This is a genomic window from Pseudomonas sp. RA_15y_Pfl1_P11 (assembly GCF_963970975.1).
Classification (GTDB): Bacteria; Pseudomonadota; Gammaproteobacteria; order Pseudomonadales; family Pseudomonadaceae; genus Aquipseudomonas; species Aquipseudomonas tritici.
In genome coordinates, this window is the sequence record NZ_CAXAOY010000009.1 from 104,659 (window position 1) to 117,146 (window position 12,488).

General features: G+C 58.5%; 15 protein-coding genes. 13 read left to right on the forward strand and 2 right to left on the reverse strand.

Annotation, left to right across the window (positions count from 1 at the left end; genetic code table 11):
• Positions 1–72 precede the first annotated feature (72 nt).
• The 3 genes from eno to ispD all read left to right on the forward strand — a co-directional run bounded on the left by eno (position 73) and on the right by ispD (position 2,528).
• Complete coding sequence (gene eno / locus AACY44_RS13875) at positions 73–1,362, forward strand: phosphopyruvate hydratase (protein WP_065872435.1); 1,290 nt, start codon at positions 73–75, stop codon at positions 1,360–1,362.
• Positions 1,363–1,545: 183 nt separating this feature from the next.
• Positions 1,546–1,824 (forward strand): cell division protein FtsB, encoded by a 279-nt coding sequence (gene ftsB / locus AACY44_RS13880; protein ID WP_339418126.1) that lies wholly within the window; start codon positions 1,546–1,548, stop codon positions 1,822–1,824.
• A complete protein-coding gene (ispD, locus tag AACY44_RS13885) occupies positions 1,821–2,528 on the forward strand; it encodes a 2-C-methyl-D-erythritol 4-phosphate cytidylyltransferase (protein WP_339418124.1) in 708 nt (235 codons plus the stop codon). The genes ftsB and ispD overlap by 4 nt, the downstream gene beginning before the upstream one ends.
• Before the next feature lie 122 nt (positions 2,529–2,650).
• Here ispD and AACY44_RS13890 read toward each other — a convergent pair whose 3' ends face one another.
• Entirely contained in the window at positions 2,651–3,547 is an 897-nt protein-coding gene (locus AACY44_RS13890) for a LysR substrate-binding domain-containing protein (RefSeq protein ID WP_339418121.1), read from the reverse strand.
• A 109-nt stretch (positions 3,548–3,656) separates the two neighbouring features.
• On the opposite strand from AACY44_RS13890, the gene AACY44_RS13895 reads away from it, so the two are divergent.
• The 8 genes from AACY44_RS13895 (at position 3,657) to rpoS (ending at position 10,855) form a co-directional block, all read left to right on the forward strand.
• Entirely contained in the window at positions 3,657–4,769 is a 1,113-nt protein-coding gene (locus AACY44_RS13895; protein ID WP_065880066.1) for an S-(hydroxymethyl)glutathione dehydrogenase/class III alcohol dehydrogenase, read from the forward strand.
• An 88-nt stretch (positions 4,770–4,857) separates the two neighbouring features.
• Complete coding sequence (gene fghA / locus AACY44_RS13900) at positions 4,858–5,703, forward strand: S-formylglutathione hydrolase (protein ID WP_445261122.1); 846 nt, start codon at positions 4,858–4,860, stop codon at positions 5,701–5,703.
• Between the two features lie 54 nt (positions 5,704–5,757).
• Positions 5,758–6,231 (forward strand): 2-C-methyl-D-erythritol 2,4-cyclodiphosphate synthase, encoded by a 474-nt coding sequence (ispF, locus tag AACY44_RS13905; RefSeq protein ID WP_025855145.1) that lies wholly within the window; start codon positions 5,758–5,760, stop codon positions 6,229–6,231.
• Entirely contained in the window at positions 6,228–7,286 is a 1,059-nt protein-coding gene (gene truD / locus AACY44_RS13910) for a tRNA pseudouridine(13) synthase TruD (protein ID WP_339418119.1), read from the forward strand. The genes ispF and truD overlap by 4 nt, the downstream gene beginning before the upstream one ends.
• Entirely contained in the window at positions 7,274–8,023 is a 750-nt protein-coding gene (gene surE, locus AACY44_RS13915) for a 5'/3'-nucleotidase SurE (RefSeq protein WP_339418117.1), read from the forward strand. The genes truD and surE overlap by 13 nt, the downstream gene beginning before the upstream one ends.
• Before the next feature lie 41 nt (positions 8,024–8,064).
• Entirely contained in the window at positions 8,065–8,700 is a 636-nt protein-coding gene (locus AACY44_RS13920) for a protein-L-isoaspartate(D-aspartate) O-methyltransferase (RefSeq protein WP_010563544.1), read from the forward strand.
• 207 nt (positions 8,701–8,907) lie between these two features.
• Positions 8,908–9,744 (forward strand): peptidoglycan DD-metalloendopeptidase family protein, encoded by an 837-nt coding sequence (locus AACY44_RS13925; protein WP_339418297.1) that lies wholly within the window; start codon positions 8,908–8,910, stop codon positions 9,742–9,744.
• A gap of 106 nt (positions 9,745–9,850) precedes the next feature.
• Positions 9,851–10,855 carry an RNA polymerase sigma factor RpoS gene (gene rpoS / locus AACY44_RS13930; protein ID WP_339455716.1) on the forward strand — a complete coding sequence of 335 codons (1,005 nt, stop codon included), beginning with the start codon at positions 9,851–9,853 and terminating at the stop codon, positions 10,853–10,855.
• A gap of 154 nt (positions 10,856–11,009) precedes the next feature.
• Here the strand turns inward: rpoS and AACY44_RS13935 are convergent, their stop codons facing one another.
• Positions 11,010–11,219, reverse strand: a complete 210-nt coding sequence (locus AACY44_RS13935) for a cold-shock protein (protein ID WP_002554837.1) — start codon at positions 11,217–11,219, stop codon at positions 11,010–11,012.
• Positions 11,220–11,605: 386 nt separating this feature from the next.
• Between AACY44_RS13935 and dcd the strand changes: the two genes are divergently transcribed.
• Positions 11,606–12,172 carry a dCTP deaminase gene (gene dcd, locus AACY44_RS13940; RefSeq protein WP_010212421.1) on the forward strand — a complete coding sequence of 189 codons (567 nt, stop codon included), beginning with the start codon at positions 11,606–11,608 and terminating at the stop codon, positions 12,170–12,172.
• Between the two features lie 108 nt (positions 12,173–12,280).
• Positions 12,281–12,481: a hypothetical protein gene (locus AACY44_RS13945; RefSeq protein ID WP_049709645.1), complete on the forward strand. Its 201-nt coding sequence runs from the start codon at positions 12,281–12,283 to the stop codon at positions 12,479–12,481.
• Positions 12,482–12,488 lie beyond the last annotated feature (7 nt).

The following is a 12,488-nucleotide window of genomic DNA, read 5'->3' on the forward strand; positions in this document are numbered from 1 at the left end:
TCCACCCTTGCGGTCGGTCAAAAGATTTCCTTCAGCTGCGTCGTTTTCGTCAACTTTGGAGTGTTTACAACAATGGCAAAAATCGTCGACATCAAAGGTCGTGAAGTTCTCGACTCCCGTGGCAACCCCACCGTCGAAGCAGACGTGCTTCTCGATAACGGCATCATCGGCAGCGCCTGCGCGCCGTCCGGTGCTTCCACCGGTTCGCGCGAAGCGCTGGAACTGCGTGATGGCGACAAGAGCCGTTACCTGGGCAAGGGTGTACTCAAGGCTGTAGCCAACATCAACGGCCCGATCCGAGACCTGTTACTGGGCAAAGACCCGCTGGACCAGAAAGCCCTGGACCACGCGATGATCAAGCTCGACGGCACCGAAAACAAAGGCAGCCTGGGCGCCAACGCCATCCTCGCCGTGTCCCTGGCTGCTGCCAAGGCTGCTGCCCAGGACCAGGACCTGCCGCTGTACGCACACATTGCCAACCTGAACGGCACCCCCGGTGTTTACTCGATGCCGGTACCGATGATGAACATCATCAACGGTGGTGAGCACGCCGATAACAACGTCGACATTCAGGAATTCATGGTGCAGCCGGTCGGCGCCAAGACCTTCTCCGAAGGCCTGCGCATGGGCACCGAGATTTTCCATCACCTCAAAGCTGTGCTGAAGGCCCGTGGCCTGAGCACTGCCGTGGGTGACGAAGGTGGTTTTGCACCGAACCTGGCGTCCAACGAAGATGCACTCAAAGTGATCTCCGAAGCGGTAGCCAACGCTGGCTACAAGCTGGGCACCGACGTGACCCTGGCGCTGGATTGCGCGGCCAGTGAGTTCTACGAGGACGGTAAATACAACCTGTCCGGCGAAGGCCAGGTGTTCAACTCCGAAGGTTTTGCTGACTACCTCAAGGGCTTGACCGAGCGTTACCCGATCATCTCGATCGAAGACGGGCTGGACGAGTCCGACTGGGATGGCTGGAAAATCCTCACCGACAAGATCGGCGAGAAAACCCAGCTGGTGGGCGACGACCTGTTCGTCACCAACACCAAGATCCTGAAAGAGGGCATCGATAAAAAGATCGCCAACTCGATCCTGATCAAGTTCAACCAGATCGGCACCCTGACCGAAACCCTGGAAGCCATCCAGATGGCCAAGGCAGCGGGCTACACTGCCGTGATCTCGCACCGCTCCGGCGAAACCGAAGATTCGACCATTGCCGACCTGGCCGTGGGCACCTCGGCGGGCCAGATCAAGACCGGTTCTCTGTGCCGTTCCGACCGCGTTTCCAAGTACAACCAATTGCTGCGTATCGAAGAGCAACTGGCCGGCAAAGCCAAGTACAACGGTCGCGGCGAGTTTCGCGGCTGATCGCTCTTGAGGGTAAGACATGGTAAAAAGCTGACGGATTGCGTCGGAAAACTCACGACAGTGTGGGTTTCGACGCTAATCTGATGGCTATCAAGCACAAGCCTGGTTTTTCCAGGCTTCGTGCTATCAGTTACTTTAAAAGTTTTGCATGGCTGTCTTTTTTCACTGGATACCCGGATTTCGATGCGCAGTCCCAATTGGTTGTTTCTCGTCTTGCTCTTGTTGCTGGCTGGCCTGCAGTACCGCCTATGGGTCGGTAATGGCAGCTTTGCGCAGGTAAAAGACCTGGCCGAGCAAATCGCTGCACAACGCGCCGAAAACGAAGTCCTGCTGGAGCGCAACCGGGTACTTTATGCGGAAGTGCTTGAGCTGAAAAAGGGTACCGAGACCGTTGAAGAGCGGGCTCGTCATGAGTTGGGCATGGTCAAGGAGGGCGAAACCCTCTACCAGTTGGCCCAATGACCAACAGCTTGCCGGCCTTCTGGGCCGTGATTCCTGCCGCGGGCATCGGTGCCCGCATGGCCGCGGACCGTCCCAAGCAGTACCTGCAACTGGGCGGACGTACCATTCTCGAACACAGCCTTGGCTGTTTTCTCGACCATCCTTCGCTCAAGGGGCTGATGGTCAGTCTTGCTGTTGATGATCCGTATTGGCCTACCCTGGCGTGTGCCATGGACCCGCGCATTCACCGTGCGGACGGCGATTTTGAGCGTTCCGGTTCGGTGCTCAACGCGCTGTTGCAGCTGAACGCTTTGGGGGCCAGTGATGATGATTGGGTGCTGGTGCACGATGCGGCGCGGCCGAACCTGAGTCGCGATGACCTCGACAAACTGCTGACTGAACTGGCGGACGACCCGGTGGGCGGTCTGCTGGCCGTGCCGGCACGTGACACCCTCAAGCGAGTCGATAAGCATGGGCGTGTCGTCGAAACCGTCGACCGTAGCCTGATCTGGCAAGCCTACACGCCGCAGATGTTCCGTCTGGGTCCGCTGCATCGTGCTTTGGCTGACAGCCTGGTGGCGGACGCCGTCATCACCGATGAAGCCTCTGCCATGGAATGGTCCGGCCAGGCGCCGCGGCTGATCGAAGGGCGGTCGGACAATATCAAGGTGACGCGGCCGGAAGATCTGGAGTGGCTCAGGTTGCGGTGGGCTAATCGCCGGTAGTCAGTTGCACCGAGTCGACCCCTTCGCGAGCAAGCCCACATTTGCCGCGTTCCAACAGGATAAACGCGGTCAAATGTAGGCGCTGGCTTGCCTGCGAAGAGGACGGCACAAACAGCCAATAATTACTGGCTGTACTCCGGCCTCTCAGCCAGCCCCTCCTTCAAGTAATCCACCAACTTCCTGACCTTCGGCGACAAATGCCGCTGCTGCGGATACAGCGCCCACACCGCTGTATTCGGCGGCTGATGCGCCTCCAGCAGCGACACCAGCGCGCCACTGTGCAAGTGCTCCAGTGCGTAATAATCCGGCAACTGGCACAACCCGACGCCCTGTAACGCCGCATCCAATACCGCTTGCCCACTGTTGCAGCGCCAGTTTCCCTGCACCCGCTGGGAAAATTCGCGCCCGTCCTGGGCCAGTTGCCAGATATCCGAGCTACCAATCAAGCAGTTATGCCGACTCAATTCCGACAAGCTATGTGGCCGACCGTACCGCGCCAGGTAGGACGGCGACGCGCACAGGTACATGCGCCTCGGTGCCAGCCTGCTGGCGACCATGCGCGAATCCTGCAAACGGCCCAGGCGAATCGCCAGATCCAGGCCCTCGTGCACTAGGTCTAGTTGACGGTTGCTCAGCTCGATATCCACGCGCAACTGCGGGTAGAGGCCCATGAACCGCGTTACCAACGGCACGATAAAACGCTCGCCGTAGGCCACGGCGCAGGTCATGCGCAACATGCCTTTGGGTTCGCTGGTGAGGTCACCCACCGCACGCAAGGCTTCTTCGCGCCCGTCCTGCAAACGTTGGCAATGTTGCAGAAAGGTCTGGCCGGCTTCCGTCAAGGTGACCTTGCGCGTGCTGCGATACAGCAACCGCGTTTGCAGGCGTTCTTCCAGGCGCGCCACCTGCCGGCTGATATGCGACGAAGAGACGCCCAGGCGTTCCGCTGCCGCAGTGAATTGGCTGCATTCGGCCACTGCGACAAATTCATCGATGCCTTCCCAGCGGTTTTCAAGCACGGTGATTATCCCTGTATAGCAATAAAGTTTTGCTTTCGCTTGGATTATTAATCAGCTAGCCATGTTTTACACTCACCGTCTCAGTATTCAACTCCATGGAGAAACCCGGATGATCAAGTCCCGCGCCGCCGTAGCCTTCGAAGCCAAGAAGCCCCTTGAGATTGTTGAAGTGGATGTCGCCATGCCCAAGGCTGGCGAGGTGCTGTTGCGCGTGGTCGCGTCCGGTGTATGCCATACCGACGCCTACACGCTGTCGGGCGCCGACCCCGAAGGTATCTTCCCGTCGATCCTCGGCCATGAAGGTGGTGCAGTGGTTGAAGCGATCGGCGAAGGCGTGACCTCCGTAGCCGTCGGCGATCACGTGATCCCGCTGTACACCCCGGAATGCGGTCAGTGCAAATTCTGCCTGTCGGGCAAGACCAATCTTTGCCAGGCCATTCGCTCCACTCAGGGCAAAGGCTTGATGCCGGATGGCACCACGCGGTTTTCCTACAAGGGTCAGCCGATTTTCCACTACATGGGCACCTCGACTTTTTCCGAGTACACCGTGTTGCCGGAAATTTCCGTGGCCAAGATTCCTAAAGAAGCGCCACTGGAAAAGGTCTGCCTGTTGGGTTGCGGCGTCACCACCGGCATCGGCGCGGTGATCAACACCGCCAAGGTCAAGCCGGGCGACACCGTGGCCATCTTTGGTCTCGGCGGTATCGGCCTGTCCGCCGTCATCGGCGCAGTCAAGGCCAAGGCTGGCCGCATCATCGCCATTGACATCAACCCGGCCAAGTTTGAGATCGCCAAACAGTTGGGTGCGACCGACTGCATCAACCCGAAAGACTACGATCGCCCGATCCAGGACGTGATTGTCGACCTGACCGATGGCGGCGTGGACTTCTCCTTTGAATGCATCGGCAACGTTCAACTGATGCGCGCTGCCCTCGAGTGCTGCCACAAAGGTTGGGGTGAGTCGGTGATCATCGGCGTGGCCGGTGCCGGTCAGGAAATCGCCACGCGTCCCTTCCAGCTGGTGACCGGTCGCGTCTGGCGCGGTTCGGCCTTCGGTGGCGTGCGCGGTCGTACTGAGCTGCCAAGCTACGTGGAAATGGCCCAGACCGGCGAGATCCCGCTGGACACCTTCATCACCCATACCATGGGCCTGGAAGACATCAACAAAGCGTTTGACCTGATGCATGAAGGCAAGAGCATTCGTACCGTCATTCATTTTTGAAGCAGCGGCAAGCGACAAGCCATACGCTGCAAGTGAGCGCGCCTTACTTGCAGCCTGGAGCTTGTAGCTTCTAGCTGGGAGCATTCCCATGACCTTGGAAAATATTTCCTGCCAAAAGAGTTTTGGTGGCTGGCATAAACGCTACAAACACAGCTCCCTCGTGCTCGGCTGCGACATGACCTTCGCTGTCTACCTGCCGCCGCAAGCGGAGCAGGGCGGTAAGTTGCCGGTGCTGTACTGGCTGTCCGGTCTCACCTGCACCGATGAGAACTTCATGCAGAAGGCCGGCGCGCAGCGCATGGCCGCCGAGCTGGGGTTGATCATCGTGGCGCCGGACACCAGCCCTCGTGGGCCGGGTGTTCCGGGTGATCCCGATAACGCCTGGGATTTTGGCCTTGGCGCCGGCTTCTATCTGAATGCCACGCAGGAGCCCTGGGCCAAGCACTATCGGATGCATGACTACGTTGTGAAGGAATTGCCTGCGTTGGTTGAAGCGCATTTCCCGGCGTCAGATAAACGTGGCATCAGCGGTCACTCCATGGGTGGCCACGGTGCACTGGTGTGTGCGTTGCGCAATCCCGGGCGTTACCTGTCGGTGTCGGCGTTTTCGCCGATCAGCAATCCGATGGACTGCCCATGGGGCCAGAAGGCCTTTTCCCGCTACCTGGGCGAAGAGCGTTCGAAATGGCGCGAGTGGGATACCTGCGTGCTGATCAGCGAATCCGCGGAAAAGCTGCCACTGCTGGTGGACCAAGGTGATCGCGACGATTTCCTTGCCGTGCAACTCAAGCCTGAAGCCCTGCAGCAAGCGGCCAAGGCAGCCAACCATCCGTTGGAACTGCGGCTGCAACCTGGCTACGACCACAGTTACTTCTTTATCGCCAGCTTCATCGAAGACCATTTGCGACACCATGGTCGTGCTTTGCTCGGTTAATGTGAGGCAAAAGTAGGTAGAATCACGCCCTGAATTAAATCGGGGCGTTTTTATATGCGTATTGGCCACGGCTACGATGTGCACCGTTTCGCTGAAGGCGATTTCATCACCCTGGGCGGCGTGCGCATTGCGCACCACCATGGGTTGCTGGCTCATTCCGACGGCGACGTTGTGTTGCATGCCTTGAGCGATGCCTTGCTCGGCGCGGCGGCGTTGGGCGATATCGGCAAGCACTTTCCGGACACCGACCCGACCTTCAAGGGCGCGGACAGCCGTGTGTTGCTGCGCCATGTGGTTGGCCTGATCCATGCCAAAGGCTGGAAGGTCGGTAACGTCGACAACACCATCGTGGCCCAGGCGCCAAAAATGGCGCCCCATATTGAATCGATGCGCGCACTGATTGCCGCAGACCTGCACATTGAATTGGATCAAGTGAACGTGAAAGCTACCACCACCGAAAAGCTCGGGTTCACCGGTCGTGAAGAGGGCATCGCCGTGCACTCCGTTGCCTTGTTGCTGCGCGCATGAATGATCTGCAATTGCTGGGCCCACGGGCCTATGGCGAAGCCTTGGGCAGCGCGGTCCTGAAGGCGACCGCTGAAGACTTCCAGGTTGATGAGGTGCTGGATATCCCGCTGACCGGCGAGGGTGAGCACCTGTGGTTGTGGGTTGAGAAGCGTGGCCTCAATACAGAAGAAGCCGCGCGGCGTATCGCCAAGGCGGCTGGCGTGCCGTTGCGCACTGTCAGCTATGCCGGGCTCAAGGATCGCCAGGCGTTGACCCGCCAATGGTTCAGCGTGCAGTTGCCAGGCAAAGCCGATCCGGACATGAGCGCTGCGGAAAACGAAAGCCTCAAGGTTCTCAAGACCGCCCGTCATAAACGCAAATTGCAGCGCGGCGCACATTCGGCCAATGGTTTCACCTTGCGCCTGACCCAGCTGGCCGGTGATACCGCCGCCCTCGACGCGCGTTTGCAAGTGATTGCACAGCAGGGCATCCCCAACTATTTCGGCGCCCAGCGTTTTGGTCACAATGGTGGCAACGTGGTTGACGCCCGCGAGTGGGCCGCACGCAAGGCTTTGCCGGAACAGCGCAACGTGCGTTCACGGCTGCTGTCGACGGCGCGCAGCTACCTGTTCAATAAGGTGCTGGCGGCGCGCGTGGCCGACGGTTCCTGGCAGCGCGCGCAGGTCGGCGACCTGTTGGCGTTTACTGACAGCCGCAGCTTTTTCCCGGCGGGGGAGGCGGAATGCAGCGACCCGCGCCTGGCCATTCTGGACCTGCACCCGACCGGGCCGCAGTGGGGGGAAGGTGACTCACCCGCCAGTGGCGCAACCTTCGAGCTGGAACAGGCGGTCGCCGCCGGTGAAGCCGACCTGCGCGATTGGCTGGTGAATGCCGGCATGAGCCAGGAACGTCGCATTCTGCGACTGCCCATTGGCGGTTTGACGTGGCATTATCCCTCGCTGGACATTCTGCAATTGGAATTCGTCCTGCCGGCCGGATGTTTCGCCACTGTCTTGGTGCGCGAGCTTGTTGATCTGGTGCCGGTGGGGCAGACGGACAACCCATGCGTATTCTGATATCAAACGATGACGGTGCCACCGCACCCGGTCTTGCCGCGCTCTATGCTGCGCTGGAAGATTATGCCGAGTGCGTGGTGGTTGCCCCCGACCAGGACAAGAGCGGCGCCAGCAGTTCGTTGACGCTCGACCGTCCGCTGCACCCGCAGGTCCTGGCCAATGGCTTTATCAGCGTGAACGGCACGCCTACCGACTGCGTCCACCTGGCGATCAACAGCCTGTTGGATCCGCAGCCAGACCTGGTGGTGTCGGGCATCAATCTTGGTGCGAACCTGGGGGATGACGTGCTGTATTCCGGTACCGTGGCGGCAGCCCTTGAAGGGCGTTTCCTGGGGCAAACCGCGTTCGCCTTTTCGTTTGCCTCGCGCCAATTGGATAACCTGCCGACCGCGGCCTATTTCGCGCGCAAGCTGGTAGAGGCCCATGGCTCCCTGGACTTGCCGCCGCGCACGGTGCTCAACGTCAATATTCCCAACTTGCCCCTTGATCATATTCGCGGCATCCAGCTCACGCGCCTGGGCCATCGCGCCCGCGCGGCGGCGCCGTTGAAGGTAATTGATCCGCGCGGCAAGGAAGGCTATTGGATCGCTGCAGCGGGTGACGCCGAAGATGGCGGTCCGGGCACGGACTTTCATGCGGTGATGCAAGGTTATGTATCGATTACCCCATTGCAATTTGATCGCACCTTCAGTGATGCCTTCAGTGGTCTCGATGGCTGGCTGGAGGGGCTGCGCTGATGGGCCGTGAACAAGACGACTTGCTGCGCCGGGGTATCGGGATGACTTCCCAGCGTACCCGCGAACGCCTGATACAGCGCCTGTACGAAGAGGGCTTGTCCAACGCCCAGGTGCTGGAAGTGATCCGGCGCACGCCTCGCCATCTGTTTGTCGATGAAGCCCTGGCCCACCGTGCCTATGAAGACACGGCGCTGCCCATCGGCCATAACCAGACCATTTCCCAGCCTTACATGGTGGCGCGCATGAGCGAGCTGCTGCTGGCCGCGGGTCCGTTGGACAAGGTGCTGGAAATCGGTACGGGCTCCGGCTACCAGACCGCCGTGCTGGCGCAGTTGGTGGAGCGGGTGTTCTCGGTGGAGCGCATCAAGGTGCTGCAAGACCGCGCCAAGGAGCGCCTGGTGGAGTTGAACCTGCGCAACGTGGTGTTTCGCTGGGGCGATGGCTGGGAAGGTTGGCCGGCGCTGGCACCGTACAACGGCATCATTGTTACTGCCGTGGCCACCGATGTTCCGCAAGCGCTGCTCGATCAACTCGCCCCCGGTGGGCGCCTGGTGATTCCGGTCGGCTCCGGTGAAGTGCAACAATTGATGCTCATTATCCGTGAGGACGAAGGCTTTTCACGGCATGTACTGGGCGCTGTTCGTTTTGTACCGCTGCTCAATGGCCCGCTGGCCTGATCAATTTTTTCCGGCGGTGAATTCTGCTGGCGGGGATGTGTCTTACGGCGGGGTCTATTGAATCAACATCACTGGCGCGACGATTCAACACGCTGGACGATTCGTTTCAGACGTGTGCCGGTAAAACTCCAATGCCCAGTTATACTTGCGTCATATTTCAAGCCTGATACAGGCGTTCATGTTCAGCCAGCACAAAGGGAGCGGCGGGTGAGTCTCACAGGTCTTGCGCAGCGTATGAGTAAAACAAGCTTTCATCGACTGGTGCTTGGCCTCGTCTTCAGTTCTGTGTTGGTAGGGTGCTCCAGCTCGCCAAGCGGCGGCGCGCGGGTGGTTGATCGTAATAATGCGGCACCGCAAAGGCCGACGGTAACCACCGGGCAATATGTGGTGCGAAAGGGCGATACGATGTTTTCGATCGCCTTCCGTTATGGCTGGGACTACAAGGCCCTCGCAGCGCGTAACAATATTCCTGTGCCTTACACGATACATCCGGGTCAGACGATTCGCTTCGACGGTCGCACGGGTTCAACGCCTACGGCAGTCGTGACAAAGAGTGGTTCTTCGCCGTCGTCCTCAAGCAAAACTACCGTCTTCACCCGGCCTGCCGGTACTGCGGCGCCTGCCTCTGCGAACAAGCCGGCACCCGCGCCGTTGCCACCTGCTGGGCCTTCGCCGACCGGTTGGGGATGGCCTTCAAACGGCGTGTTGATTGGAAAATTCTCTTCAAACGGTAGTTTGAATAAAGGCATTGATATCGCCGGAGATTTGGGACAGCCTGTTTTAGCTGCGTCTGATGGGACGGTTGTGTACGCCGGGAGTGGTTTACGGGGCTACGGCGAGCTGATCATCATCAAGCACAGCGATACCTACGTCAGTGCTTACGGTCATAACCGTAGGCTGTTGGTTCGGGAGGGGCAGCAGGTCAAAGTCGGACAGACAATTGCCGAAATGGGGTCAACTGGTACGGACCGGGTGAAACTGCACTTTGAGATTCGCCGACAAGGGAAGCCTGTAGATCCGCTGCAATTCTTACCCCGTCGTTGATATGTTGCACAGCCTGTTCCCTCACGTAGAAGGAACAGGCTCCAGCGTTGCCAAGGATAAAGGCGCCGCTTGAGCTTGAGGTCGAACTCACCAAAGGACTATAACAATGGCTCTCAGTAAAGAAGCGCCGGAGTTTGACATCGACGATGAGGTCCTCCTTATGGAGACCGGCATTGCTACGGAATCGATGTCGAATGAGGGACCTGCTGTACCTTCAGTTCGCACCAAATCCAAGAACGCCACCGCGTTAAAGCAACACAAATACATTGACTACACGCGGGCGCTCGATGCGACCCAGTTGTATCTCAATGAAATCGGCTTTTCCCCTCTGCTTACCCCCGAAGAAGAAGTCCATTTTGCGCGCTTGTCGCAAAAGGGCGATCCGGCCGGGCGCAAGCGCATGATTGAAAGCAACCTGCGCCTGGTGGTGAAAATCGCCCGACGCTATGTCAATCGTGGGCTTTCCTTGCTGGACTTGATCGAGGAGGGCAACCTTGGCTTGATCCGGGCGGTAGAGAAGTTCGACCCTGAGCGGGGCTTCCGCTTTTCGACCTATGCGACCTGGTGGATTCGTCAGACCATCGAACGGGCGATCATGAATCAGACTCGCACGATCCGGTTGCCGATCCATGTGGTCAAGGAGCTCAACGTCTACCTGCGGGCAGCGCGTGAGCTTACCCAAAAACTCGATCATGAACCTTCGCCTGAAGAAATCGCCAACCTGCTGGAGAAACCGGTAGGGGAGGTCAAGCGCATGCTTGGTCTTAACGAGCGCGTGTCTTCGGTCGACGTCTCGTTGGGTCCGGATTCGGATAAAACCCTGCTGGACACCCTGACGGATGATCGCCCTACGGATCCTTGTGAGCTGTTGCAGGACGATGATCTTTCCCAGAGCATTGACCAGTGGCTGTCTGAGCTCACGGACAAGCAGCGTGAAGTGGTGATTCGCCGCTTCGGCCTGCGTGGCCATGAGAGCAGCACCCTGGAAAACGTAGGTCTGGAGATCGGTCTGACCCGTGAGCGGGTGCGGCAGATCCAGGTGGAAGGGCTCAAGCGCTTGCGCGAGATCCTGGAGAAGAATGGCTTGTCGAGTGAGTCGTTGTTCCAGTAACGACGCCTAAGGCCGCTATTAAAGCGCCCGGTGCATGAGAGTGCGCCGGGCGTTTTGCTTTCTGCTGCCGTAGCACAGTCATGCTGCATGAAATCCCAGGCATAAAAAAACCCCGCTTTTAAGGGCGGGGTCTTTTCGACTAAGTCAGTACAAGTTAGATAACTTGAACTTCTTCAGCTTGCATGCCTTTCTGACCGCGGGTAGCGATGAAAGAAACCTGTTGGCCTTCTTTCAGGCTTTTGAAGCCGTCGGATTGGATAGCTTTGAAGTGAACGAACAGGTCGTCACCGGATTGTGGAGTGATGAAGCCGAAGCCTTTTTCATCGTTGAACCACTTAACGGTACCAGTTTGGCGATTAGACATGGTGTAACTCCTTGAACAAAGTTAACTGCGACTCAGGAAAAGCCCTGGCCGAGACTGAGTGCAAAGAGCAGGAAAAATTCTTGGAGATGGTTGGATCGAAATTCAACATATCGTGTAGAGATTCTCAGTGACACAAGCAACACAGTGACGTCACCTTAACTGTTTTTCTCGGACGTGCCAATGATATTTCCGAAGGTTTCTCTATTTTCGTGACTGGGGGTGGTATTTCTATTCCCCTCCCACCGCTATAGGGGGCCCGGCTCCGTTGGCTAAGACGTGTAAGCAACCGGCGTTTTTTTAAGAAAAGTCCCGTGGCCTTTGAACCCCAACGCCGGCCCCGGTAAGATGCCCAACAGATTTTTCACCTCGCTATTCAGGACACCGCCATGAGCATCAAATCGGATAAGTGGATTCGCCGCATGGCGCAAGAGCACGGCATGATCGAACCGTTCGTCGAGCGGCAGATCCGCGGCCAAGGCGATGCCCCGGTGATTTCCTACGGCGTTTCCAGCTATGGATACGACGTGCGCTGTGCCGATGAATTCAAGGTGTTCACCAACATCAACTCGGCCATCGTCGATCCAAAGAACTTCGACGAAAAGAGCTTCGTCGACGTCAAGAGCGACGTGTGCATCATCCCTCCGAACTCCTTCGCCCTGGCGCGCACCGTGGAGTTCTTCCGTATCCCCCGCGACGTGCTGACCATCTGCCTGGGTAAAAGTACCTACGCGCGCTGCGGCATTATCGTCAACGTGACTCCGCTTGAGCCTGAGTGGGAAGGCCACGTCACCCTGGAATTCTCCAACACCACGACGCTACCGGCGAAAATCTACGCCAACGAAGGCGTGGCGCAGATGCTGTTCCTGCAGTCTGACGAGGCCTGTGAAGTGTCCTATAAAGACCGCGCGGGCAAGTATCAGGGCCAGCGCGGCGTCACTCTCCCACGCGCTTGATAGAAAGGTCTTACGCGTAAAGGGAATTAGTCTGAAGAAAGTGACTCTATCTAGGTGTACTGCCTCGGCGCGTGTAAAACGCGTCGAGCCACGCTTGAGGAGTACTTTATGAAGATCGACCCGCGAATCAGCGCAGAAATTGCCCGGCTTGAACCCAACCAGATTGGCGTTCTGGCCTGGTCCCTGATGGCCGACCCTGCGTATGCGGGTGGTATTCCCGGCCAGCCAGACCCGGATTCCCCGCAGCCCATTGAAGAACCGGGCTCGCCCACTGTTCCAGATGAGCCGCCTCCCGCGCCTGTAGCCTGACACCTCG

What these genes read in the sequence shown, in the direction of transcription:
- eno (WP_065872435.1), top strand. Translation starts at nt 73, where the DNA reads ATGGCAAAAATCGTCGACATCAAAGGTCGTGAAGTTCTCGACTCCCGT.
- ftsB (WP_339418126.1), top strand. Translation starts at nt 1,546, where the DNA reads ATGCGCAGTCCCAATTGGTTGTTTCTCGTCTTGCTCTTGTTGCTGGCT.
- ispD (WP_339418124.1), top strand. Translation starts at nt 1,821, where the DNA reads ATGACCAACAGCTTGCCGGCCTTCTGGGCCGTGATTCCTGCCGCGGGC.
- AACY44_RS13895 (WP_065880066.1), top strand. Translation starts at nt 3,657, where the DNA reads ATGATCAAGTCCCGCGCCGCCGTAGCCTTCGAAGCCAAGAAGCCCCTT.
- fghA (WP_445261122.1), top strand. Translation starts at nt 4,858, where the DNA reads ATGACCTTGGAAAATATTTCCTGCCAAAAGAGTTTTGGTGGCTGGCAT.
- ispF (WP_025855145.1), top strand. Translation starts at nt 5,758, where the DNA reads ATGCGTATTGGCCACGGCTACGATGTGCACCGTTTCGCTGAAGGCGAT.
- truD (WP_339418119.1), top strand. Translation starts at nt 6,228, where the DNA reads ATGAATGATCTGCAATTGCTGGGCCCACGGGCCTATGGCGAAGCCTTG.
- surE (WP_339418117.1), top strand. Translation starts at nt 7,274, where the DNA reads ATGCGTATTCTGATATCAAACGATGACGGTGCCACCGCACCCGGTCTT.
- AACY44_RS13920 (WP_010563544.1), top strand. Translation starts at nt 8,065, where the DNA reads ATGACTTCCCAGCGTACCCGCGAACGCCTGATACAGCGCCTGTACGAA.
- rpoS (WP_339455716.1), top strand. Translation starts at nt 9,851, where the DNA reads ATGGCTCTCAGTAAAGAAGCGCCGGAGTTTGACATCGACGATGAGGTC.
- AACY44_RS13935 (WP_002554837.1), bottom strand. Translation starts at nt 11,219, where the DNA reads ATGTCTAATCGCCAAACTGGTACCGTTAAGTGGTTCAACGATGAAAAA.
- dcd (WP_010212421.1), top strand. Translation starts at nt 11,606, where the DNA reads ATGAGCATCAAATCGGATAAGTGGATTCGCCGCATGGCGCAAGAGCAC.
- AACY44_RS13945 (WP_049709645.1), top strand. Translation starts at nt 12,281, where the DNA reads ATGAAGATCGACCCGCGAATCAGCGCAGAAATTGCCCGGCTTGAACCC.